18 protein-coding genes are annotated in these 24,095 nt (G+C 42.1%); 8 read left to right on the forward strand and 10 right to left on the reverse strand.

Translation table 11 applies throughout. From position 1 onward, the window contains the following. Positions 1–28 precede the first annotated feature (28 nt). The 3 genes from ACP69U_RS01740 to ACP69U_RS01750 all read left to right on the forward strand — a co-directional run bounded on the left by ACP69U_RS01740 (position 29) and on the right by ACP69U_RS01750 (position 5,423). Positions 29–823 carry an ABC transporter permease gene (locus ACP69U_RS01740; RefSeq protein ID WP_426137623.1) on the forward strand — a complete coding sequence of 265 codons (795 nt, stop codon included), beginning with the start codon at positions 29–31 and terminating at the stop codon, positions 821–823. A gap of 564 nt (positions 824–1,387) precedes the next feature. Then, on the forward strand, positions 1,388–3,085 hold the full coding sequence (locus ACP69U_RS01745; RefSeq protein WP_426137624.1) for an AMP-binding protein: 1,698 nt from the start codon (positions 1,388–1,390) through the stop codon (positions 3,083–3,085). 637 nt (positions 3,086–3,722) lie between these two features. Further along, positions 3,723–5,423 carry an AMP-binding protein gene (locus ACP69U_RS01750; protein WP_060490965.1) on the forward strand — a complete coding sequence of 567 codons (1,701 nt, stop codon included), beginning with the start codon at positions 3,723–3,725 and terminating at the stop codon, positions 5,421–5,423. A 126-nt stretch (positions 5,424–5,549) separates the two neighbouring features. On the opposite strand, the gene ACP69U_RS01755 is transcribed toward ACP69U_RS01750, so the two are convergent. The 5 genes from ACP69U_RS01755 to sohB all read right to left on the reverse strand — a co-directional run bounded on the left by ACP69U_RS01755 (position 5,550) and on the right by sohB (position 11,379). Beyond that, positions 5,550–6,419 (reverse strand): SDR family oxidoreductase, encoded by an 870-nt coding sequence (locus ACP69U_RS01755; protein ID WP_314886181.1) that lies wholly within the window; start codon positions 6,417–6,419, stop codon positions 5,550–5,552. 226 nt (positions 6,420–6,645) lie between these two features. After that, positions 6,646–7,404: a histidine phosphatase family protein gene (locus tag ACP69U_RS01760; RefSeq protein ID WP_426137625.1), complete on the reverse strand. Its 759-nt coding sequence runs from the start codon at positions 7,402–7,404 to the stop codon at positions 6,646–6,648. Between the two features lie 68 nt (positions 7,405–7,472). Continuing rightward, positions 7,473–8,750: a phosphotransferase family protein gene (locus ACP69U_RS01765; RefSeq protein ID WP_314884955.1), complete on the reverse strand. Its 1,278-nt coding sequence runs from the start codon at positions 8,748–8,750 to the stop codon at positions 7,473–7,475. A 152-nt stretch (positions 8,751–8,902) separates the two neighbouring features. Continuing rightward, positions 8,903–10,153: an acyl-CoA dehydrogenase family protein gene (locus ACP69U_RS01770; RefSeq protein ID WP_314884956.1), complete on the reverse strand. Its 1,251-nt coding sequence runs from the start codon at positions 10,151–10,153 to the stop codon at positions 8,903–8,905. Positions 10,154–10,398: 245 nt separating this feature from the next. Then, on the reverse strand, positions 10,399–11,379 hold the full coding sequence (gene sohB, locus ACP69U_RS01775; RefSeq protein WP_314884954.1) for a protease SohB: 981 nt from the start codon (positions 11,377–11,379) through the stop codon (positions 10,399–10,401). A gap of 368 nt (positions 11,380–11,747) precedes the next feature. On the opposite strand from sohB, the gene aspS reads away from it, so the two are divergent. The 3 genes from aspS to ACP69U_RS01790 all read left to right on the forward strand — a co-directional run bounded on the left by aspS (position 11,748) and on the right by ACP69U_RS01790 (position 15,537). Next, positions 11,748–13,574 carry an aspartate--tRNA ligase gene (gene aspS / locus ACP69U_RS01780; RefSeq protein WP_109591409.1) on the forward strand — a complete coding sequence of 609 codons (1,827 nt, stop codon included), beginning with the start codon at positions 11,748–11,750 and terminating at the stop codon, positions 13,572–13,574. 67 nt (positions 13,575–13,641) lie between these two features. After that, a complete protein-coding gene (locus ACP69U_RS01785; protein ID WP_426137626.1) occupies positions 13,642–14,592 on the forward strand; it encodes a lysophospholipid acyltransferase family protein in 951 nt (316 codons plus the stop codon). A 228-nt stretch (positions 14,593–14,820) separates the two neighbouring features. Beyond that, on the forward strand, positions 14,821–15,537 hold the full coding sequence (locus tag ACP69U_RS01790; RefSeq protein ID WP_426137686.1) for a glycosyltransferase: 717 nt from the start codon (positions 14,821–14,823) through the stop codon (positions 15,535–15,537). A gap of 13 nt (positions 15,538–15,550) precedes the next feature. Here ACP69U_RS01790 and ACP69U_RS01795 read toward each other — a convergent pair whose 3' ends face one another. The 5 genes from ACP69U_RS01795 to glnE form a co-directional block, all read right to left on the reverse strand. Beyond that, positions 15,551–16,528, reverse strand: coding sequence for a capsular polysaccharide synthesis protein (locus tag ACP69U_RS01795; RefSeq protein WP_290189568.1), 978 nt, complete (start codon positions 16,526–16,528; stop codon positions 15,551–15,553). A 3-nt stretch (positions 16,529–16,531) separates the two neighbouring features. Further along, the gene (locus ACP69U_RS01800) at positions 16,532–17,494 is read right to left on the reverse strand and encodes a glycosyltransferase family 2 protein (RefSeq protein WP_426137627.1); all 963 of its coding nucleotides are present in this window, start codon (positions 17,492–17,494) and stop codon (positions 16,532–16,534) included. Positions 17,495–17,524: 30 nt separating this feature from the next. Continuing rightward, positions 17,525–18,613: a glycosyltransferase family 4 protein gene (locus ACP69U_RS01805; RefSeq protein WP_290189570.1), complete on the reverse strand. Its 1,089-nt coding sequence runs from the start codon at positions 18,611–18,613 to the stop codon at positions 17,525–17,527. Between the two features lie 334 nt (positions 18,614–18,947). Further along, positions 18,948–19,877, reverse strand: coding sequence for a branched-chain amino acid transaminase (locus ACP69U_RS01810; protein ID WP_045447800.1), 930 nt, complete (start codon positions 19,875–19,877; stop codon positions 18,948–18,950). Positions 19,878–20,160: 283 nt separating this feature from the next. After that, complete coding sequence (glnE, locus tag ACP69U_RS01815) at positions 20,161–23,040, reverse strand: bifunctional [glutamate--ammonia ligase]-adenylyl-L-tyrosine phosphorylase/[glutamate--ammonia-ligase] adenylyltransferase (protein ID WP_426137628.1); 2,880 nt, start codon at positions 23,038–23,040, stop codon at positions 20,161–20,163. A 216-nt stretch (positions 23,041–23,256) separates the two neighbouring features. On the opposite strand from glnE, the gene tusD reads away from it, so the two are divergent. Both tusD and ACP69U_RS01825 read left to right on the forward strand, forming a co-directional pair. Beyond that, positions 23,257–23,688, forward strand: coding sequence for a sulfurtransferase complex subunit TusD (tusD, locus tag ACP69U_RS01820; RefSeq protein ID WP_426137629.1), 432 nt, complete (start codon positions 23,257–23,259; stop codon positions 23,686–23,688). 71 nt (positions 23,689–23,759) lie between these two features. Then, a complete protein-coding gene (locus ACP69U_RS01825; RefSeq protein WP_426137630.1) occupies positions 23,760–24,083 on the forward strand; it encodes a hypothetical protein in 324 nt (107 codons plus the stop codon). Positions 24,084–24,095 lie beyond the last annotated feature (12 nt).

Below are 24,095 nucleotides of genomic sequence, written 5' to 3' on the forward strand. Positions count from 1 at the left end.
TATTCGTCAGTTTATATAATGAGCCACTATGAGCGGTACAGATGACATACAAGTATTTTTAACTTACGGTGATATTGCCCTTGCCAGCAGCTTAATTATCATCCTTCTTATTATCTCTTGGCGGCTACGCTTACAGCTGACCAAAACGCTGTTAATCGCGGCTATCCGCACGGTGCTCCAGCTTAGTTTTATCGGTTTGATATTGGCATGGATTTTTGCTCGTGAACAGTGGTATGAAGTCCTGTTAATTTTGACCATCATGACCTTGATTGCAGGCGCTGCTGCCAAAAATCGCGTCAAACGTAGCTATAAAGGTTTGTTAACTGACACTTTGCTGGCAGTAAGCGCTTCGGCTATATTAGTCACTGCGATAGCCATCATGATTATTTTAAAGGTACAGCCTTGGTACACACCGCAATTCGTTATTCCTATATTGGGGCTAATATTGGGCAATTCGCTCACCGCTATCTCATTGACCAGCAACCAGTTGATTGAATCCTTTCATGAGCAGCAAGGACGTATAGAGATGATGCTCAGCCTATCTGCTCGCCCATTTGAAGCGGTGCATGAACCAATACGTGCCGCCATTGTCAATGGCATGACTCCAACGCTGAACTCTATGCTAGTCGTCGGTATCGTTAGCTTGCCCGGAATGATGACGGGTCAAATATTGGCTGGCGCTGACCCCACTCAAGCGATTCGCTATCAGATAGTCACTATGTTTTTGATATGTGTGAGCAGTACGCTCGGCTGTACGATCAGCGCTTTACTCATTTATCGACGCTTTTTTAATAAAAACAAGCAGCTTATATTACCTGAATAATTGAGCATAACTACATTCAGTTGGAGTGCTGACAAATCTATAGTTGATATATTGATGTTGGCTATGATAACTTTTTTGCTTCACTCATCCTTCTATACTCATTCATTTCTATACTTATTAAGTGGCGGATAGCGTATCTTAAATGACAAACAGCGCATCTATCTAGTCACGTGAAATTCCATAAAAATCATATTTTTCAGCTTTATTTATGCACTGCTCAGTATTTCATACTAATATAGTATTTGATGACATTCATGCTACTGTATTGCTTAAATGTATCATTATTTTCTGATACCTTAGTGTTAGATAACAGGTAGAGCTTATTTAAGAGCAAAAATGCTTTTACAATTAAGCGATCTGTTTGTTCAATTGACTTCATTATCCTTTAATAATGATTAAGTCGTTTTGTACGATAGCAATAAAACCTAGCAGCCAGTCAATAGATAAGGATATTATCACGCTCAGCGGCAAACGGTTTACGTCAGCGCTGATGTGTTTTATTGACACGGATATGACTGCTTTACGACAGAATTCACCCTATTTTAAACTTCAAGGACGCTGACTATGACGCCGAATAAACCTTGGCTTGCCCATTATCCTAATGGTGTACCAAAAACTATCAACCCCGATAGATATAGCAGCATCATGGAGCTGTACGAAGAATGCTTTGAGCGCTTTCGTCTGCACCCTATGAGTATCTGTATGGGCGTGACCCATACCTACGATGATGTTGATAAAGCTTCACTTGCCGTTGCTGCATGGTTGCAGGCGCAGGGGCTGCCTCAAGGCAGTGTGGTTGCACTTATGATGCCAAACGTGCCGCAATATCTGCCAACGATGATTGGTATTTTGCGGGCGGGTTATGTGTGTACCCCAGTTAACCCACTGTATACTGGTCGTGAATTACGCCATCAATTAAATGATTCTGGCGCTCAGGTTATTTTTGTGGTTGATAACTTTGCTCAAGCGCTCGAACAAGTCATTGATGAGACCAATATTAAGCGTATTGTCCTCTCGAAAATGGGCGACATGATGGGCTTAAAAGGTATCTTGGTGAATACTATCATTCGTCAGGTCAAACGCTTAGTGCCTAAGTACAAGTTAAATGACCCTAAACACGAAGTGACCAAGTTTCCTGATGTGCTGAAGAAAGGCAAAAGCCTGCCGTTCCACAAACCAAAAATGCAGTTAGATCAAAAAGCATTTTTACAGTATACAGGTGGCACAACAGGACTATCTAAAGGGGCTATCTTAACGCAGCGTAATATCGTCGCCGCGGCGATGCAATCAGAAGCATGGACCAAACCTATTACATCAGAGATTAATGAAGTCTATATCAATATGGTCATGGCGTTACCGCTATATCATATTTTCGCCTTTATGCTCAGTCTACTCGGCATGCGCTCAGGCTACACCTTTATCTTGATACCTAATCCACGTGATATACCAGGATTTATTAAAACGCTGTCAAAACAGCCGTTCCATATATTGCCAGCGGTGAATACCTTGTTTAAAGGCTTACTTGATCATCCAAACTTTAAAGATTTGGACTTTAGCTCACTACGCATCTCACAAGCAGGCGGTATGGCAGCAACTGAGCAGACAGCGGCACGCTGGTTGGAAGTCACTGGTTGCGCTATGATTGAAGGTTGGGGTATGACAGAAGGTGTCGCTGTAGGTACCGCTAACGTCATCACTGATCGCAAGTTTAACGGTACAATTGGCGTCCCTGTTCCTAGTGTCGATGTCATTGTCATCGATGATGAAGGCAAGCGCGTTGGTGTCAACGAAGCTGGTGAGATGTGTGTAAAAGGTCCTAACGTAACCTCAGGTTATCTTAACAGAGACAGTAGTGATGACTTTACGGCAGATGGCTACTTTCGCACTGGCGATATCGTCAGCATGGATGAAAAAGGATACTTTAGATTATTAGACCGTAAAAAAGACATGATTTTGGTTTCAGGCTTTAATGTCTTCCCAAATGAGGTTGAATCAGTGATGCTAGATTGTGATGGTATTATTGATTGTGCGGTGATCGGCATTCCCGATGAGCATCAAGGTGAAGCAGTCAAAATTTATATCGTTCCTGCCGATAACAATGTCACCAAGGACGTCATTAAAGAATTTGCATTGGACAATATGACTGGCTATAAATGCCCGCGTCATATCGAATTTGTCAGTGAGTTGCCAAAGAGTAATGTGGGTAAAGTACTACGTCAAAAACTGCGTGAAAAGCATATGTCTGACAACCCACAATTGTAAATAAAGAAATCATTATCAAAAAGCGTTTTACATCATATGTAGAGCGCTTTTTTTATGTGAATCTATGATTCTTATACAGAAAATCATTGCTTTGTAACTACAATGTTAATGCTTTTACGTAACAACTTTTTTTACAAAATAGATGATTCTTATAATGATTCACAAATTTCCAAGGAAAATGCCGTTCGCACCTTGTTGCTAACCGCTTATCCTCCATACTGTTACAACATATATTTTTTGCTTTATCAAACTTAATTATAAACTATCAAGTTCTTGTATAAAAATAACAATATCAATTGTAGTTATGTTAATGTGTTGCCAAAATAAGTCACGCTATTTTTTATTAGTGTGAGTCGATAGTCGTTCAATTCAGATCAGTTTATGAGCAAGTGGTGCTTTTCTCAGTAAGGATAATAGTAACCAGCTGTTTACTGTATTTAGAGCACTGCTTTTTATAGCGAAATGAGCTTGTAGTTAAATAATTTATATAGAGGTCACCGTATTTTAGCAGTCTGTGAATCGATAGGATAGCACGCGACAATCCATTGCTCTCAAGGCGATGATTTATATTGTTGACAAGGATGTGACTACTCTTTTATAGAACCTTAACGTATCACAACATTTAAGGACGCTAAGTATGACAGTAGATAAGCCTTGGCTGGCGCAATATCCAGAAAACGTACCCAAGACCATTAATCCTGATCAATATGAGAGCCTCATAGAGCTGTATGAGGAATGTTTCAATCGTTTTCGTATGCATCCTATGACTATTTGTATGGGTGTCACTCATACTTATGGTGACGTGGATAAAGCCTCACTTGCCGTTGCAGCATGGTTACAAGCGCAAGGCATTCCTAAAGGCAGTGTGGTCGCACTCATGATGCCAAACGTGCCGCAATATCTGCCAACGATGATTGGTATTTTGCGGGCGGGTTATGTGTGCACCCCAGTGAACCCACTTTATACTGGTCGTGAGCTGCGCCATCAATTAAATGATTCTGGCGCTCAGGTTATTTTTGTGGTTGATAACTTTGCTCAAGCGCTCGAACAAGTCATTGAAGAAACCGACATCAAGCGTATTGTCCTCTCAAAAATGGGCGATATGATGGGGCTAAAGGGTATTTTGGTCAATACGGTTATCCGTCAGGTCAAACGCTTAGTGCCTAAATATAACCTAAATGACCCTAAATACGATGTGACCAAGTTTCCTGATGTGCTGAAGAAAGGCAAAAATTTGCCTATCCAAGCACCAAAAACCACATTACAACAAAAAGCAATTTTGCAATATACTGGTGGAACGACTGGTTTGTCGAAAGGCGCTGTTTTGACTCAGCGTAACGTAGTCGCCGCTGCGATGCAGTCAGAAGCTTGGTACCGCCCTATCACCTCAGATATTAATGAGGTCTATATCAATATGGTCATGGCGTTACCGCTCTATCATATTTTTGCCTTTATGCTGACCCTGTTAGGCATGCGCTCAGGTTACACCTTTATCTTGATTCCTAACCCACGCGATATGCCAGGCTTTGTTAAAACGCTGTCAAAACAGCCGTTCCATATATTGCCAGCGGTGAATACCTTGTTTAAAGGCTTACTTGACCAACCAACCTTTAAAGATTTGGACTTTAGCTCACTACGCATCTCACAAGCAGGTGGTATGGCAGCAACTGAACAAACAGCGGCGCGCTGGTTAGAAGTCACTGGTTGCCCGATGGTCGAAGGTTGGGGGATGACTGAAGGGGTTGCAGCTGGTACGGCCAACGTCATCACTGATCGCAAGTTTAACGGTACGATTGGTATACCAGTCCCTAGCGTAGATATCATTGTCGTTGATGATGAAGGTAATCGTGTCGGCTTACATCAAGCTGGCGAGATGTGTATTAAAGGCCCAAACATCACTTCAGGCTATTTTAATAAAGACAATAGCAATGACTTTACCAGTGATGGTTACTTCCGTACTGGCGATATCATCAGTATGGATGAACAGGGCTATATCACTTTACTTGATCGCAAAAAAGATATGATTTTGGTTTCAGGCTTTAACGTCTTCCCAAATGAAATCGAGTCAGTCATGCTAGATTATAAAGGCATCATTGATTGCGCAGTGATCGGTATTCCTGATGACCACCAAGGCGAAGCAGTCAAAATTTATATCGTCCCTGCTGATAATAATGTTACCAAGAGTGATATTAAAGAATTTGCTTTGGACAATTTGACTGGTTATAAATGCCCACGTCATATCGAATTTGTGAGTGAGTTACCAAAGAGTAATGTGGGTAAAATATTGCGTCAAAAGCTACGTGAAAAGCATATGTCCGATAATCCTCAAACCCTGTAGTGCATAGATTTTAGATTTTTAAAAAGAAGACAATAAAAAACCCTCAACCTTAATGCTGAGGGTTTTTTATTGTCTTCTTTTTGACTTCATTGCTGTTGATACCAAAGCAATGAAGTCAAATAGTTACTAATTGACTTTATTGACCACCTGTAATGGCAAATGCTTCATTGCTTGACCGACGATAGACCACGGTAGACTTGGTACACAAGCTTCATCGACTCCAGCCTCAATCGCTGCAACGATGGATTTGGTGCCCGTATCTGCATCCACTTCAAACGGTAGTGGTTTGGCATTTTCATTAATTTCAGTACGGATATAACCCGGATAAATGGTCGAGACTTTAATGGGCAATTTGGTTAATAACATATCAGCACGAATGCCTTCTGCCAGATGAGCCAGACCTGCCTTACTTGCGCCATAAGCGGTCAAATGCTTAGGTAGTCCACGCATTGCTGACATGCTTGATATCACCACCAGATGACCGCTGTTTTGTGCGCGGAATATATTCATCGCCGCTTCACATTGCGCGAGCGCAGAGACAAAGTTAATCTCAACGGTGCGGCGGTTGGTATCGAAGCGCCCTTTACCAATACGGCGACTATCCCCGACTCCTGCATTGACCACGACACGATCGATATGACCAAAGTCATTAGCGAACGCATCAAATACATCGAATATGGCATCATAGTCACTGACATCTAATGCTCGATATTCAACACGAATATCAGGATACGCTGCCATCAGCTCTGCTTGTAGACTTTCTAGACGATCGGTACGACGCGCGCAAATCGCCAAATTATAGCCAAGCTTAGCAAACAATCTTGCCATGCCTTCGCCCAGTCCTGAGCTGGCACCCGTGATTAATACTGTTTTACCACGACCAATCTGCTGCTTATTTAAACCTTTTAGGTATCGTGCGGGCTGAATCGCGCTAAATAGCTGATTTTTACTTTGTTTGGCGCTTTTAGTGACTAAATTGATCAATTTATTTTGCATAGAACGTCCTGTTTACATCCATATTATATGAAGTTGACAGTCTATAATATCGCAAATTGATAAGTGCGGCTTGTCTGTCATAAAAATACACAAAAAGTATTCAACAATTATCATAGCCGATTTTAATAACATAAAAATCGGCTACGTGTTTAGAATAGACATTTTATCCTGATGTTAATCATGGCTTAATTATGACCTTGATGTCTCACCGCTATCAAATGCTATGTTATCGCCACGTCACGAAGCGTTTGCCATCAGCAAATAAGTGACTGTACTCATTTAAAGACAATAGCCGTGTACTCTGCGCTTTTAAAGTAATAGACGTCACGCCCGTATTAACCAAGCTTTTATTAATTTGATACGCAGTCTGACTGCCTTGTTGTAATAACTGCGCGGTAATAGCCGAAATAATGCCGCCCGAAGTAAACACCAGCACCGTACTATCACGCTCTAAATTCAGATTAGCCACTTGCAAACTCACTTGCTCAAGCGCTTGTTTTGCCCGCTCATTAAATTGTGACCAGCTCTCAATATAATCACTGTCATTGTCACCTGCATGCCAGCGCTGCATCGCAGCATCAAACAGCTCCGCTAAACGCATAGATGGCACTTCTGCTTGCGCAATCTCAGCCGCAATAGCACCTTTACTCATAAAAGCAGGATTAGACTTTATAAACACGTCTTTATGATTAAATTCATCAAATTGTGGCAGTACATAGCTATCCGGCGCACTTATATCGATCGCAGGCTTACTAGAGATATTGCTATCGCTATCAACAAATGACTGATAACGCTGCCAAAAATGATATGCAGAGTCTTGCTGCCTAACCAAACTACCAGTAAAAATCGCATCAATTCGACGCTGAGTCGTCGCGTAATGCTGACCTAGCATCTTCGCTTGCTTGCCACCCAGCTCTGAGAGTTGATCGTAATTCTCTTGTCCAAATGACGCTTGACCATGACGGGCCAAAAGTATGGTTGTCATAAAATATTGCCTTATTAATCGCACTCTTATAATTTTTAAAAGCTCTAGATTTTCAATTTTTAAACTGCTTACTCTTCAGCTTTAGGTGCGCTTTGTCCAAAATAGCTCTTTGGCAAAATACCTTTAATAACAGCCTGTATAGGACTTGGCAACTGCTCAATCATCGCAGCATCAACACCCATATCTTGCAAATGCGGCTGTACTCGGCTAGTAAACAAAATCTCACCTTCATATTGAGCAATCAGTTTAAGACATTTGGCATGTAATACGTGCACAATAATCCAGAAATTTTTAAAGGCTGGATTGGTCGTTTGTTTATGATAGTAGCGGTAATAAATCTGCTGAACGATACCCGCTAGACGGAATAGACCAAACACTTCATAAAACGTCCAGTTGTCTATCTCTAGACCTGTCTGCTCAAGATAATAAGCAACCACCTCATCGCGAGTCATCATGCCTTTTAAATGGGTGGGCTGACGGCGTGACTGCTGCATAATGATGTTGTCATCTTCTTCAATCCAATACGCCAATGCGCTGCCCAAATCCATCAAAGGATCGCCCAAGGTCGCCATTTCCCAGTCAAGTACGCCGATCACCTTGGTCGGATCTGCTGCATCCAAAATCACATTATCAAAGCGCCAATCGTTATGAATGAGACAAGTCTTACTGTCAGCAGGCGTATGCTTACCAAGCCATTGACGTACTAAGGCAAAACTTGGGACGTTAGGCGTTTTGGCTTTGACATAACGCTTGTCCCAGCCAGTTACTTGACGCTCGCAATAACCTTCGCCGCGTCCAAGATTGACCAAATCAGGATGCGCTTTATAATCGACTTGATGCAACTCAATCAAAGCATCGATGACATTGGTACATAATGCACGCGTTTGCTCTTCATTTAAATCGATGCCTTTTGGCAAATTAGCACGAGGAATGATACCTTCCATACGCTCCATGACATAAAAGTCGGCACCGATGACGGACTCATCCGTACATAACGCTATCATTTTTGGCACATAAGGATAAGCATCTTTTAAGAATTTTTGCACCGTATATTCGCGCACCATGTCGTGTGCTGATTTTGCTTTGGTGCCTTTTGGTGGACGGCGTAAAATTAAATCTTGGCTTTTACCTTCGCCTTCATATTGCAAACGATAGGTCCAGTTTGATGCGCCACCTGAAAATTGAGTAACGGTAGGCTCGCCTTCTATATCGACGCCTTGAGCACGTAGCCATGAGCTGACCGCTTTGGCATCAAGCTCTTCGCCCTCACGAACCTCGCCGCCTTTATCTAAGATTTTATTAGCTACTTCTTTGACGGTAGTGTTGCTTTGATTAGCAGTTGCCATATGACATTCCTTATCGTGTGCTCAATTATGTTTATCAATGAATATAGGGCTGAAAATTCACTATTAACGGTATAATAGTGAATTTCAATGAGAAATTAATTCAAGAAAATGCTCATTTAAACCAGTTTCTATACGATTATTGCCAATGAAAATTAGGCTTTCACAGGCTTTGAGGAACGGCTAAAACCTTGACGCTTTAATTCTAACTTAGCAATCATCGTTTTATGCACTTCATCAGGACCATCAGCTAAGCGCAGCGCTCGTGCTTGCGCAAAGAATGCAGGCAACATCGTATCTTGGCAAACGCCCATGCCACCATGAATCTGAATCGCCATATCGACCACTTCTTGTAGCACGGTTGGCGCAACCACTTTAATAGCAGAAATTTCAGTCAATGCTGCTTTTGTGCCTTGCGCATCCATTTTTTGCGCTGCATATAGTGTCAATAAACGCGCTTGGTCAATCTTAATACGCGCCTCAGCGATACGCTCAAAGTTACCACCCAGTTGTAATAATGGCTTACCAAAAGCCGTACGCTCCATGCCGCGCTTAACAGCCAGCTCTAGCGACTTTTCGGCAGCGCCAATACAGCGCATGCAATGGTGAATACGACCTGGTCCTAGGCGACCTTGTGCAATCTCAAAGCCCATACCCGCTCCACCGATAAAGTGACTGACGGGCACACGTACATTATCAAAGCTGACTTCACCATGGCCGTGCGGCGCATCATAATCACCAAAGACTTTGAGCATACGCTCGATGTTGACACCCGCTGTCTTTGCTGGGACCAATACCATCGAATGTTGATGATGACGGTCTTTATTCTCATCAGGCGTATACGCCATCACAATCAAAATATCGACCGCAGGGTCACCCAGACCTGATGACCACCATTTACTGCCATTGATAATAATCTCATCGCCATCAACCACAGCTGTCGCTTGCATATTGGTCGCATCACTGGAGGCGACATCAGGCTCAGTCATACAAAATACCGAACGCGTCTTACCTTGTAGTATTGGCGTCAACCATTTGTCCTGCTGCTCCTCTGAACCATAGCGCCATAATAGCTCCATGTTGCCACTATCGGGGGCATTACAGTTAAACACATAAGGCGCTAATAAACTACGTCCAGTGAGCTCGGCAATCGGTGCATAATCGGTCACCGACAGCCCTGCCCCTAGCGTGTCATCTGGCAAAAATAAATTCCATAGACCGGCTTCGCGTGCTTGTTTACGCAAACTCTCGTATTTTTCTGGCCATTGCCAATTTTTCCAATTGCCGTCTGGGTTTTGCGCATGACAATCCGCCCAAAACTGTGCTTCTATCGGCTCAATATGGGTTTCGATAAATGCTTTGACTTTGGCATGCATGGCTTGACCATGTTCGGTGGCGGTAAACATCAATGTATTTTCAGACATAGCTGGCATCCTTTTCCTTGCTGATGGTTAATGATTTTCATCACGTTCACATAAAGCTTTTATAAAAAGCCCAATGCTAATTTTATAGTGTACGTACGTATACTCTGTTCTGTATGCCACATTTATAACACAGCATTTATGAATAAACAGTAAAAAGGCGCGACCCGCTAGGACACGCCTTTTACAAAATACAAACAATGCATCTATTTAAAGTGGAAAACTGAAAACTACTTTAGGATATTTAAACGGCTATTAAAATCAAAACGTGCTAGTGCATCTGGCAGCTTATCAATAGCTATGCTGAGTGTTGCTTCCGCTGCTTGTGATAGCCCTAACTTCTCTGCCAGCGTCGGCTTTTGACGTGAATGCAAGGCATAGACTTCATTGTCTTCCATACGCTCTAAAATATAACTGTCTGAGGTTTGCAGACTGTCAATTAAATTCAATTTTAGTGCATCTTCGCCATACCAATGCTCGCCTGTTGCTACTTTCGCGACATCCAATGCTGGACGATACGTGTTCACGAAATGTTTGAATAACTCATGCGTTTGCTCAAGCTCTTCTTGGTATTTGGCACGGTCGTCAGCGTCATTTTCACCAAACATAGTGACAGTACGTTTATAGTCACCAGCGGTAAACATCTCATAATCGACGTCATGATTTTTTAGCCATTTATGAAAGTTTGGCAACTGTGATACCACACCGATTGAGCCAATAATGGCAAAGGGCGCAGCCACTACGTTATCCGCCACACACGCCATCATATAACCACCACTGGCCGCGACTTTATCGACACAGACTGTTAGTTTTAAACCAGCCTCTTTTAGACGTGCCAATTGCGCTGCTGCCAAACCATAACCATGAACCAAGCCGCCACCTGATTCAAGACGTACCACGACTTCATCACCTTTATTTGCGCTGCTGATTAATGTGCTGATTTCTTCGCGTAAATGTTTAACTGCCGAGGCTTTGATATCACCGTCAAAGTCGAGAACGAAAACTTGTGATTTATTATCACTGTTTTTTTTCTTATTTTTGCTTTTTGCCTTCAATGCTTGCTTGGCTTTCTTAGCCATTACTTTTTTGAATTGCTTAAGCGCGGCTTTACCTTGAGTTGCCTCCATTAAGTCTTCACGGCGTTGTTCTTGGCTTTTATTTAGATGAACAACTTGTAGCTCAACAGGGTTCTTAGCAGGGTGAAAAAGCATGAGTAGCATTCCTTACATGATTAGAATAATTTTAATAAGATTTTATAAGTGAGCCTGATATGTGCACAGTGGCTGATATTTTCAAGCAAAATGACAATATTTAACCCAATGCAAATGTTACTGAATAAATACGCCCATTACTGATACTTTCCTACGCTTTGATTGGACGCCACTGGTTGTATAACAAGGGCAGATTAGGCATAATATGCGTTTACACCAAATTTTCTGTAGCCAACGTGATGACCATTTGTCTTAATCGCGGTGTTTGTGCGTTTTTAGCGGATAGCTTGAATCGTACAGCAATGGCTGCATTATTGTATTTCGAATTGGGCTGACAACTGGATAATTATATTATGACGCAAAGCACTATGACGCATAGCGAATATCGAGACGAATATTGCGGAGCCGTAACCGAAAGCTTCATCGATCAAACCATCAGTATCGTAGGCTGGGTACATCGTCGTCGCGATCACGGTGGCGTGATTTTTTTAGACATGCGTGACCGCGCTGGTATCTTGCAGGTCGTCGTTGACCCTGATACACCAGAAGCCTTTGCTACTGCTGATGCGGTACGTCCTGAATATGTGCTAAAAATCACTGGTCGCGTACGTCAACGCTACGCGGGTACTGAAAACAATAATATGACCAGTGGTCAGATTGAGCTGTTGGGCAAAGAAATTGAAGTATTGGCGAAATCTGAAACACCGCCTTTCCCATTAAATGATGAGAAAACCACGGTATCAGAAGACTTGCGTTTAAAATATCGCTATCTTGATATGCGCCGTCCGCAAATGCAAGAGCGTATGGTTTTCCGTGCTAAAGCCACGTCAGCCATTCGTCGTTACTTAGATGACCATGGTTTCTTAGACGTTGAGACCCCTATCTTGACTCGTGCAACGCCAGAAGGCGCGCGTGATTATCTTGTGCCATCACGCACACGCCCAGGTAACTTTTTCGCATTGCCACAATCACCACAGTTATTTAAACAGCTATTGATGGTGTCAGGTTTTGATCGTTATTATCAAATCGCTAAATGTTTCCGTGACGAAGACTTACGTGCTGACCGTCAGCCTGAATTTACCCAAGTGGATATTGAGACTTCTTTCTTAAACGAAGAAGAAATCATGAACATCAACGAAGGTTTGATTAAGCATTTATTCAAAACCATGATGGATGTTGAGTTTGAGCAATTTCCACGCATGACTTACGCAGAAGCTATGCGTGACTATGCCTCAGACAAGCCTGACTTACGTATTCCATTAAAGCTCATCGACGTTGCTGATTTAATGAAAGACGTTGATTTTAAAGTATTTGCCGGTCCTGCTAACGATCCTAAAGGTCGCGTTGCTGCCCTACGCATCCCTGGTGGTGCTTCATTAAGCCGTAAGCAAATCGATGCTTATACCAAATTCGTTAGCATCTATGGTGCACGTGGTTTGGCTTATATCAAAGTCAATGATGCGAGCAACATTAACAACGGCGTTGACCAAGAATCTGGTCTTCAGTCTCCTATCATCAAAAATATGACCGATGACGTATTGGTAAGCTTGATTGAGCGTACTGGTGCAGAAAGCAACGATATTATTTTCTTTGGTGCGGATAAAGCCAGTGTCGTCAATGACGCAATCGGCGCACTACGTCAAAAAATTGGACTAGACCTTGAGATGACCACTTGTCAGTGGGCACCACTTTGGGTCACTGATTTCCCAATGTTTGAGCAAACGGACGATGGTCGTTGGACGTCAATGCATCACCCGTTTACTAAACCTAAAGGTTCTGTTGATGAATTGAAAAACAACCCAGAATCTGCCCTCTCTATCGCTTATGACATGGTATTGAACGGTACAGAAGTTGGCGGTGGTAGCTTACGTATCAATACCTTTGATATGCAGCAAGCGGTACTTGATGCTTTAGGTATCGGCGAGCAAGAAGCTCAAGACAAGTTTGGCTTCTTACTTGACGCCCTAAAATTCGGTGCGCCTCCACATGGTGGCTTGGCCTTTGGTTTGGATCGTCTGATTATGCTCATGGTAGGCGCAGACTCTATCCGTGATGTTATCGCTTTCCCAAAAACCAAAACTGCTGAATGCCCACTAACTCAAGCACCTGCTGAAGTCGATAGCAAACAGCTACGTGATCTTGGTATCCGTGTGCGCGAAAAAGCACAGGCTGACACTAACAAACCTGCGCAATAAATGGTCTAACGATGTCCGGATATTTTTTTCAGTACTTATTACGTGATTCATCACTGTGTGAATGGTTATGAATCCGTATCATATTTTTAAAATCGTGCCATTGTCTGTCTTGCAGATACTGGCACGTTTTGTTGCGTGGGTGATTATCAAGATACCCAATTTGAGTATCATGCGTACAGTCAGTATCAATATGGCGTTAATTGCTCCTAAGCTGACTGATGTGCAAAAACAAGTGTTAACCAAAGAGATTATTTATCATCAGTGTTTGACCAGTATTGAATCGATCAAAAGCTGGGCCATGCCACCTGAGTGGAGTATCGCTCAGATTCGCGACGTTCATAATAAAGACATTTTATTAGAAGGACTTGCGAGTGCCAACGGCATGCTCGCTATCGTGCCGCATCTCGGTACATGGGAGATGATGAACGCTTGGCTCAATCAATTTGGCTCCCCAACCATTATGTACAAACCTGTCAAAGGTGACATTACCAACAATTTTGTGTTACAAGGGCGTTCAAGGCTTAATGCGACCTTAGTGCCAACCGATGGTAGCGGTGTCAAAGCCATATTTAAAACACTTAAACAAGGTGGCTTTAGTATCGTCTTACCCGATCATGTTCCTGATCCTTCGGGCGGCGTGGTTGTGCCCTTTTTTGGTATTAAAACGCTAACCAGTACGCTTGCTTCTAAACTTGCTAGTAAAACCAGATGTGCGTTGGTCGGCTTATCTTGTATTCGCCGTGACGATGGTCGTGGATTTGACATCTATTGTTATAAGCTCGATGATCCAGCACTTTATGATCGTCATGCCGAGACCGCCGCTTATGCACTTAACCAAGCCATGCAACAGATGATTGAAGAAAAGTGCAGTCACTATATGTGGGGCTATCGTCGTTTTAAGCATATTCCTGTTTTAGACAACCCTTATATCGCAGATAAAGCCAGTCTAGAGGCGTTTATCCATAAAAATCATACCAGCTCGACCTCTGGTGTCAAAAATACTGAGAGTATTAATTAAATCGCCCAAAACTAAAACCTTTAGAATCAAAGTTAGCATTAAAATTATACCAATCCTTAAGCGTTCAGATATATCACACCTTTGAGCTATGTTAATATTGTGTGGTTCTACATTCATTTTTGTCGACTTTAATACGAGTGCCCCATGGTAATAGACGCAATCGATACCTCATCAACACCCCAAGGACAAGACTCAAGCCCATCTGATGAGCAGCGCTATGTCATCTGTATGAAATGGGGCGATAAATACGGTTCAGAATATGTCAACCGTCTTTACAACATGGTCAGTCGACACTTGACTTTAGATTTCCAAATGGTCTGTCTCACTGATGACAGCACTGGTATTGACCTTGCCGTTCAATGTTACCCAATTCCCGAGATGGATCTGCCAGCTGGTCCTGAGCGTGGTTGGAAAAAACTTACGACTTTTAAGCCAGAATTATATGACCTAAAAGGTGTTGCCTTATTCTTAGACATCGATATCGTTATCGTTGATAATATCGATGTTTTTTTCACGTATAAAGCTGAGCATGAAGACAGTGTCGTCATCATTCGTGACTGGAAAAAGCCATGGCGCATGATTGGTAATAGCTCGGTTTATCGCTTTAATATTGGTATGGGCACTTATCCTGATTTACTGGCAAACTTTGAGCGCAACTTCGACAGCATTCGTCAGCAAGTTCGCCATGAGCAGGCTTACTTATCTAACTATCTGCGTGAGCACCATCACCTAGAGTATTGGGATAAAGACTGGTGTGTCAGTTTTAAATATCAGTGTATTGCCCCTATCCCATTCAACTTGTTACGTGCCCCAACGCTGCCTGAGGGTGCCAAAATTGTTATCTTTCATGGTGAAATTAATCCACCAGATGCCATTAAAGGCGGCGGCGGTAAGTGGTATCGTCATGTAAAACCAAGCCCTTGGTTGAAGGAGCATTGGCAGTAAGCTTTTAAAAGCCTTATTTACTAAAAATTTCTTTCTTAAAGAAGCCATAATAGGTTAAATTGCCAAATATATCATTTTCTTTAAGTTCTTCGTGTAGGCTTAGTTTATGTAAGGAAGCTTGGCCTACAATAGATTCATATTCCTCTTGTTTAAATTTCTTATTCATTTTAGTCTGCAGTAAATGCGGTAGCGTATCATCCTCTGCTGGAAAATTAAAATTGACAACATTCATATCTTTCAATTCATTAATCATTATTTGGAAGAAAAAATAGTGAGGGATTTTCTCTTCATTTTTCCAGAAAAATAATAATAAATCTAATATCACTGAGGATAACTCACTTTTTTTATGTCCATAGATGATACTACTTAAATGTTTAACTTTAAACTCTTCACGCCAGCTGAAATAAAAATGCTGGTCGCCTTTACCCCAATCCTTATTAGCAGAATCAGCATCTCTTGAAAACATAAAAAAATCATACTCTTCGTACTTAGTAGGAATATCATCGGTCATTAGTATTGATGCATCTAACCATATACCTCCATACACGTTTATTAACGCAACCCTTAATAAGTCAGAAAAGAATACTGGACGAAATTCAGGATTTCTTCTTTTCTCTTTAATAAATGCTGGCAATTCCAGATATTCATCTATGTTATCGTCTGTAATACGTATAACCTCGTAATCACCTTTGTATTTATCTACAGATGCGAAACAAAGCTTGGCAGTGTCTTTTGCATTCTCTACTCCTTGTGCCCAGTACTGCCAAATAATTTTTTTATTTTTTATGTCTTTTTTGGGCTGGATATTATATTTTTCGATCTCACCATTAAAATACGCTTCTATAATATGATGCCAGTATGTGGCTACTTGAGCTTGCACAGGAAGTTCTGAGTATCTAAAACCCCACTCCTTTCTTTTACTGCGAGGTACAAGACCGTTATAGAATATTTTAAAGGGCTTATTACTGATAACGTTAAAGATCTTTTCCATGGTCTATATACCTTTCAGAATTCTATCTAATTTAGAACGTTTAATATTCAGGATTATTCTTTGATGTATTGGCAGCTCTTTATTAGCAACCAGATAGAGCTCTGAGAAGTACTTATTATATTGATCATAAGTATCTTTTAACAAATCTTCCTGATTGTTTTTAGCTATTTTATTTAACAGCCCTATATAACGCTTATATACTTTATACAGTAAATAATGATAGCCGTCTTTTCCCTCGTCTCTCTGATAGTTTTCAACGCGATAAGTGAAAGCATATAAATAATCATCTACGTATTTTTTGTCGAGATTTTTTAAAATAGACCCTTCACGCTCACGATACTTTATGACTGGATACTTCAAATAGCTATATTTAAAACTCTTTAATGAGATATCAGTCATATACAAAATATCTTCAAAATTCAATCCTTCTTTAAACCTTATGTCTTGTATTATCTGTCTTCTAAAAACCTTATTCCAAACATGATTACTATTATTTTCAATAATATTATCTAAGAAGCTATTTCTCTTATTGATATAATTTTTATTAGCCTTGCCTATAAAAGCTTTTTTCTTTACCTCTTTTTTCCCTCGTAATGATACATAATCAGCACATAGCACATCCGAGTTCAATTTTTCTATTTGAGACATGACAGATTTATAAGCACCTTCGTACATAACATCATCAGAGTCAATAAACCAGATATACTCTGTTTGGGTCATATCAAAAAGCGCATTACGTGTGGCTGACAAACCTCTATTATGAGGCGCATCGAAGATTTGCACTTGAGGGTAATTTTCAAAACGCTTGATAATAGCTGCACTATTATCTGTCGAAGCATCGTTCATTATTAAAATAGATGCTCTAGTATCGATTTGAGTGAGTATGGATTCTATACACTCTTCTACATAATCCGCTACATTATAAACAGGTATTAAAATACCAATTGTTAGATCTTCTTTATTCATACAGCACTCACATTAAAAACTTTATAATAATTAACAGCTCGTTAATAAATTCTGAAATAATTGATAATACGCTTGAGTGACCTGTTTTTTATCATAATGAACTAAAACTTTCTCTCTAGCTGCCGTTGCTAGTGCTTGGTAGTTTGATGGATTAGATAGAACAGTCTCGATGATATCTGCCAGCTCTGTTACTGCTCCGATAGGAAACAAAAAACCATCCTTTTTGTCATCAATTAATTCTTTCACGCCCATTGCAGTACTTCCCACTACGATACAGCCACTTGCCATCGCTTCTAGCACCGCTAGGTTCAGCCCCTCAAAACGGCTCGACATGACAAACACCTTATGTTGCAGCAATAGTTTTTCAACTTCACTACTGTACTCTATAAAGGTCACTTGATTGTGCAGCTCATAGCGATCAACCAAATCATGTACTTCTTTTTGGTAATGCTTGCGCCCACTACCAACCAAAGTAAGGGTAGGACTGACTCCTTTTTTCTTTAAATGCTTCAGTGCTTCAATTAGAGTTACGTGATCCTTACTTTTAGCATACCTTCCCACCATAATAAGATCTTGTGATCTCTCCTCAACAGGTAAGAGATTAGCACCACCAAATCGAGTGGTGTCGATACCATTTGGAATGGCTTGAATGGGTGCGTGAAGATCTTGCTCAGACAATACCTGAGCCACACCTTCAGAGACTGCCACAATACTGGCTGTAGATTTGCTTAGTTTACGCGTTTGGTATAGCTTCCATGGTGTATAGCGCTCTTTAGAGTTGTGTTCCACTTGTACTAGGTAAGGTACTTGTGCCAATAGCCCTGCTCGTCTTCCCAATAAATGCTCAGGAAATCCATGCGCAACTAATATATCAGGTCGCCATTGCTCACATAGTTTTTTTAATTCATGGACAGTCGCAAGATGGGTAGTACCTGTGACAACCTTGTAATCGATACCTTTATCTTCAAGTTCAGCTAGCTTTTCTGGTACGGTCGTTTTTTTACGACGCAGTACTAATAGGTTGTCCGTTGATTCGATTTGATTGTGAGCCTCGACCAAATCAATAGCAACTTTTGTGGCTCCTGAAAAGCCACCAGTGACAAAATGTAAGACTCTCAATGGCTTCTCCATTAATCTATTCAAAGTAAAACCAGACTTAGCTAAAAAACAAGATCCTATGACGCTCGCAATTTGAACGCACCTGCTTTAAGAATCGACATGCTAAGCAGCCGTGTTTATAAATGGACACCATAGCAATATATAGCTTGAAACTAAGCGACGTTATGATACCGCATCCATAAATTATGTGCGAGCTTATCGTTAGTAGTTATAGTGTATGAACTTCACTTTAGAATACCGATTAATATCACTCAACAAAAAAGCTAAGACTTAAAACAGCCTTAGCTTTTTTGTTCATACAATATAGTTTTAAAAATAAAATGCAGTTTTAAAATCAGTCAATAAAGCTTAACCAATCCATATACTGCTCATTGCGACCATGAACCACATCAAAGTACAAGGTCTGTAGCTGCTCAGTCAAAGGTCCTCGGCCACCATTTCCGATATTACGATCATCATATTCACGGATAGGTGTGACTTCAGCCGCCGTACCCGTCATAAATATCTCATCCGCCAAATAAAACTCATCACGAGTGATGCGACGTTCAACGACCTTGATGCCTAGATCATCAGCAAATTGAATGATAGTACGACGCGTGATACCGTCAAGTGCACCGCCCGCTAAATCTGGCGTATGTAGCACACCATCTTTGACTAAGAATAAGTTTTCGCCTGCCCCTTGGCAAACATAACCCTGCGGATCCATCAAGATAGCTTCGTCATAGCCATTACGAGTGACTTCTTGGTTCGCCATGATAGACACAGGATAGTTGCTCGAGGCTTTTGCCTTACACATGGTCACATTGGTCATATGGTGAGTAAATGAAGAGGTTTTTACACGGATACCGTTTTTGATACCCTCTTCACCCAGATAAGCGCCCCAATGCCAAGCAGCAACCATCGCATTGATACTATTATCACGTGACGATAAACCAAGCTTTTCTGCACCGACCCAAATGAGCGGACGAATATAGGCTTCTGCCAAGTTGTTTTGCTTGACCACATCTTTGTGCGCCTGCTCCAGAGTCGCTGCATCAAACGGTACATTCATTTGAAAGATTTTTGCAGAGCCTAACAGACGCTCGGTATGCTCTTTTAGGCGAAAAATTGCCGTACGATTATCAGCGGTTTGGTAAGCACGCACACCTTCAAACACAGCCATGCCATAATGCAAGCTATGCGTCAGCACATGGACTTTGGCATCTGGCTGCTCAATCATTGTGCCATTCATCCAAAGCTTACCATCTTGTGTTGCCATATTCATTTTATAATCCTTATGTTAGCACTAACGGCTATTTTTTTAGGTATAGTCGACGCACGTATAAATGCTTCGACTAGAGGTTTTAATTAATCGTATCTATCAACATCATATGATAACACCGCAGCGTCAAATTTTATTGCTAAAATATAGTGTTATCCTTACTAAGAAATAACCAACAACTGACAGCTTTATCGTAATGTGTCGCCGATTATATCACTGGCGGTGCTAGCAAATGAAATCTTTTAGTTTGAGTATCACAGGCTATTATTTATAAGCAAAAACCTTCTTAAGAATTGGGCGAATCGTCATCTGCCAAATTAACACCCATCAAATGTTGCCATTGCGCTTGTACTAATGCTCGTGTTTCTTTCCACAGTGACTCATCCACCAATAGCGATTGCTCTGATAGTGCCAATTGATGAGTAGCAGCACGAATTCTGAGGTAGGCATCCGTTAAATCTTGGCAGACTTGCTCCTCCCAAATACCCAGTGATGCCACTTCTTCGAAAATACGAACGTTGTCGCTCCATTTGGTCAGGCTTGGATGCTCATGCGAATAAGCCAATACTGCAAATTGCGCTAAGAACTCGATGTCGATGATCCCGCCTGCATCTTGTTTAAGATGAAACTTACCTGCTTGTTGTTGCCATTGACTGGTGCCCAGATGTTTTTGCATCTTAATACGCATACTGGTGACCTCTGTACGCACCTGCTCTATCGTGCGCGGTAATGATAATACGTCTCGGCGAATATCACAAAAGCGTGCCGTCACTCGTTTGTCACCGCAAATCGCTCGCGCCCGTACCAAGGCTTGATGCTCCCACGACCATGCCTTTTCTAGCTGATAGGTTTCAAAAGCATGACAAGACACCACCATCATGCCAGCATTACCTGAGGGGCGCAGACGCATATCAATCTCATAAGCGCGGCCATCTCGAGTTTGGGTATTGAGATAGTTCATCAGCTTTTGTACCAAACGGGCAGCAAACTTCATACCGCTGACTGATTTTTCACCCGTAGTCATGCCCTGCTCTTTTATCTTATGCAAAAACACCAGATCCAAATCTGAAGAATACGAAAGCTCTAGCCCGCCAAGCTTGCCATAACCAATGATGGCAAAACCGCAGTCTGCCTCGGTCACTGGATCGCCATCTTGACCAATAGGATAGCCGTAGCGTTTGACAATTTCTGCAAAAGCCCGTTCTAATGCGGCTTCTAGTACCACCGCTGCAATATACGTAAGAGAATCCGACACCTTCATAATCGGACGCTCAGCCAACACATCACTAGCGGCGACCGCCAATACTTGGTTCTTTTTAAACAGTCTTAATACGCTGAGCAGTTCTTCTTCGTCATTAGGCTCTACGCGCAATAGCTGTTGACGCAAAATATCACGCAACTCAGGCTTGTCCGGCAAGTGGCGATAGCGCTGCTGTAAAAAAGTATCTAAAAGCACAGGGTAATGTGCCAACTCTTTGGCAATCCAAGGACTGGCCGACAGCATGGGTATCAGCTCAATCGTTGCATTGGGGTTTTCTGCAATCATCACCAAATAGATAGAACGACGACAAATCGCTTCGAGCAATGTAATGAGACGCGGCAAAGCAGTATTGGCCAATTGCTGCTGCTCTTGATGAGCGAGTAACGCATGGATAATTACAGGATAAGCGTCATCCAACCGCTCACGAGCCTCATCGCTTAAGTTAGCGACCATCTTTGACTGCCAAAAATCTTGTAACAGCACTCGATTTTCTGCCGTTAACACATCATTCAATCGTGCAATCTGTTCATCAAGATGTTCGGGCTCAAGATTTGTGTCTTCATGATCCGGTACCTGACGTTCGGTCACCATACGCTCAAAGGGAACATTGACATTGTCTCGGTGGTGGTTAAGGGTATCTAACAGTGCGTTCCAATCGTCAAACCCAAGGGTAACTGCCAAGTTATGCTGCCACTGCGGATCATGTGGCAAACGCTGAGTCTGTTGATCATTAATCGCTTGAATGGCGTGTTCAAGCCGACGTAAAAAACGATAAGCGGCTTGGAGCTCTTGATAGGTAGTCCTCTCTAGATACTCAAGCTTATGTAATACCTGCATCGCTTGTAAACAAGATTTCACCTGTAATTGAGGATGCCTGCCACCATAAATCAACTGAAAGGCCTGCACAATAAATTCAATGTCCCTGATACCACCAGCACCCAGCTTGATGTTATCCAAATCCTCCCGCTGAGCGACTTGGTTTTGGATAAGGGATTTCATCTCCCTGAGCGCTGAAAAAGCACTATAATCCACGTAATAACGGAAAACAAAGGGTTTGATGAGCGCTTGTATCTCATCATAAAACGGCTGTTCTATCTGCCCGACTACTCGCGCTTTTAGCCATGCAAAACGCTCCCATGAACGTCCATGTTGAGAGAAGTACTTCTGCAATGCGGACAGATGAATGGCCAAATCACTACCATCACCCCAAGGGCGCAGACGCATATCGACCCGAAAGACAAAGCCATCAGCCGTCTTTTGATCCAGTAATTTAATAATACCTTGACCGAGCCTTGTCATAAACCGCTTATTATCTATGCTGCGCGTGCCTTTTGATTTATCACCGTTGGTTACACCGCGAGCCTGATGAACAAAGATAAGGTCGATATCACTCGATAGATTCAGCTCATGAGCACCAAGCTTACCCATCGCCATAATCGCCATATCATCAATTTGCACGTTACCTTTAGCATTGATAAAAGTCGGTTCGCCGTACTGTTTAATCAAATGCTGGTAGGTATAATCTTTGGCAAATGAGATACAGCCATCTGCAAACTCAGACAGCTCGTCGGTCAATTGCTCAAGTGCTATCAGTTGTAAGGCATCTTGCCAAATCCAGCGCATCATCAGCAGTGTACGTAGATGACGCAGGCCACTCATCACCTTCACTTCATCAGCAAGTTGGTAATTATCATCTAACGTATAATCTTGAATCAAATCATCGATTTGCTGCCGAGTTAAGGTTCGATCTAACGGGTAGCTGCGTAAAAACGTTTGGCATGAAACCGTTCGACTCTCCCAAATCTGATAAGCGAACTCGCTTGCCGTCTGCAATATTTGCAGCTGTTCGGCTGTATACTGACAATCTGTACCATGGGTCGCACGTGAAGGCATAGCGGGTGACATAGGGAACATAACTCCTTGCATAGAGTGATAAGACTACGTGAACTTAGCGCATAAGTTTATCGTTTTTTCTTACGAAGCAGTCACAGCATCAACTAACGATACGCAATATGTCAGTATTTAATATAAAACTACGTTTAATGACAGTGACCCTATTTGCTTTTGAGCACTTTATGGTAGCATAAACAACTTTAGCGCAGATGATTGAAAAGAGCTCTTATGACCACCATGACCCCATTGCTTCTGATTACTGCTGATCCTAGCCACCCACTTGCCCATTTAGCGCTACGCTATGCACGCGCTTACCTGATAAATGCCGCCAATAATAAAGATACCAATGACAATGTCACCTTAGATAATATCACCTTAAACGTGTTTTTTTATGGCGATGCGGCGCATACGGCCAATGGTTTACGCTGGCAGTCGGCGGATCAAATTAATTTGACCAAAGAGTGGCAAACGCTCGCTGAGCAGTTCCAGTTAGCGCTGCCTGTCTGTGTCAGTACTGCACTCAGTCGCGGCATTAGCGACACGGATAACAGCAAACGCCATCAACTTAATGGTGACAACCTTGCCACTGGCTTTTCACTGGTCGGACTGAGTGAGCTGGCGATGATGATGCAAGGCGACTGTCGTTTGATGCAGTTTTGATGACTTGCCGTGCAGACAGATTACATCTTATGATAATAATTGTCAGCGACCAATTAGATTAGGAATTAACCATGAAATTATTAATTCAGCTGCTCACGCCGACTGAAATGGCGAGTTATGAAGGCTGTGCGCTTGCATTAACGCTAGCGACCTTTGGTCATGAAGTACAGCTGTATTTGGATGCGCCTGTTTTTGGCTTGTTGATGCAGCCTGCGTCGCGTTTGCATGGCATGATTCAGTCGCTTGAGCTATATGACATGCCAGCCGCTTGGCTACCTGACGATGTCTTTAGCGGGTGGATCACGGGTATGCTGCCTATTGATTTGGCTTCACAATTGACATTGATACCTGAAGTGGTGAACGCTTCAGACTTTGAGCAAATACTACGCTTTTAGCCTCGCAATTTT

It is taken from the genome of Psychrobacter sp. TWR1-1-1, from assembly GCF_049895865.1.
GTDB lineage: Bacteria > Pseudomonadota > Gammaproteobacteria > Pseudomonadales > Moraxellaceae > Psychrobacter > Psychrobacter immobilis_A.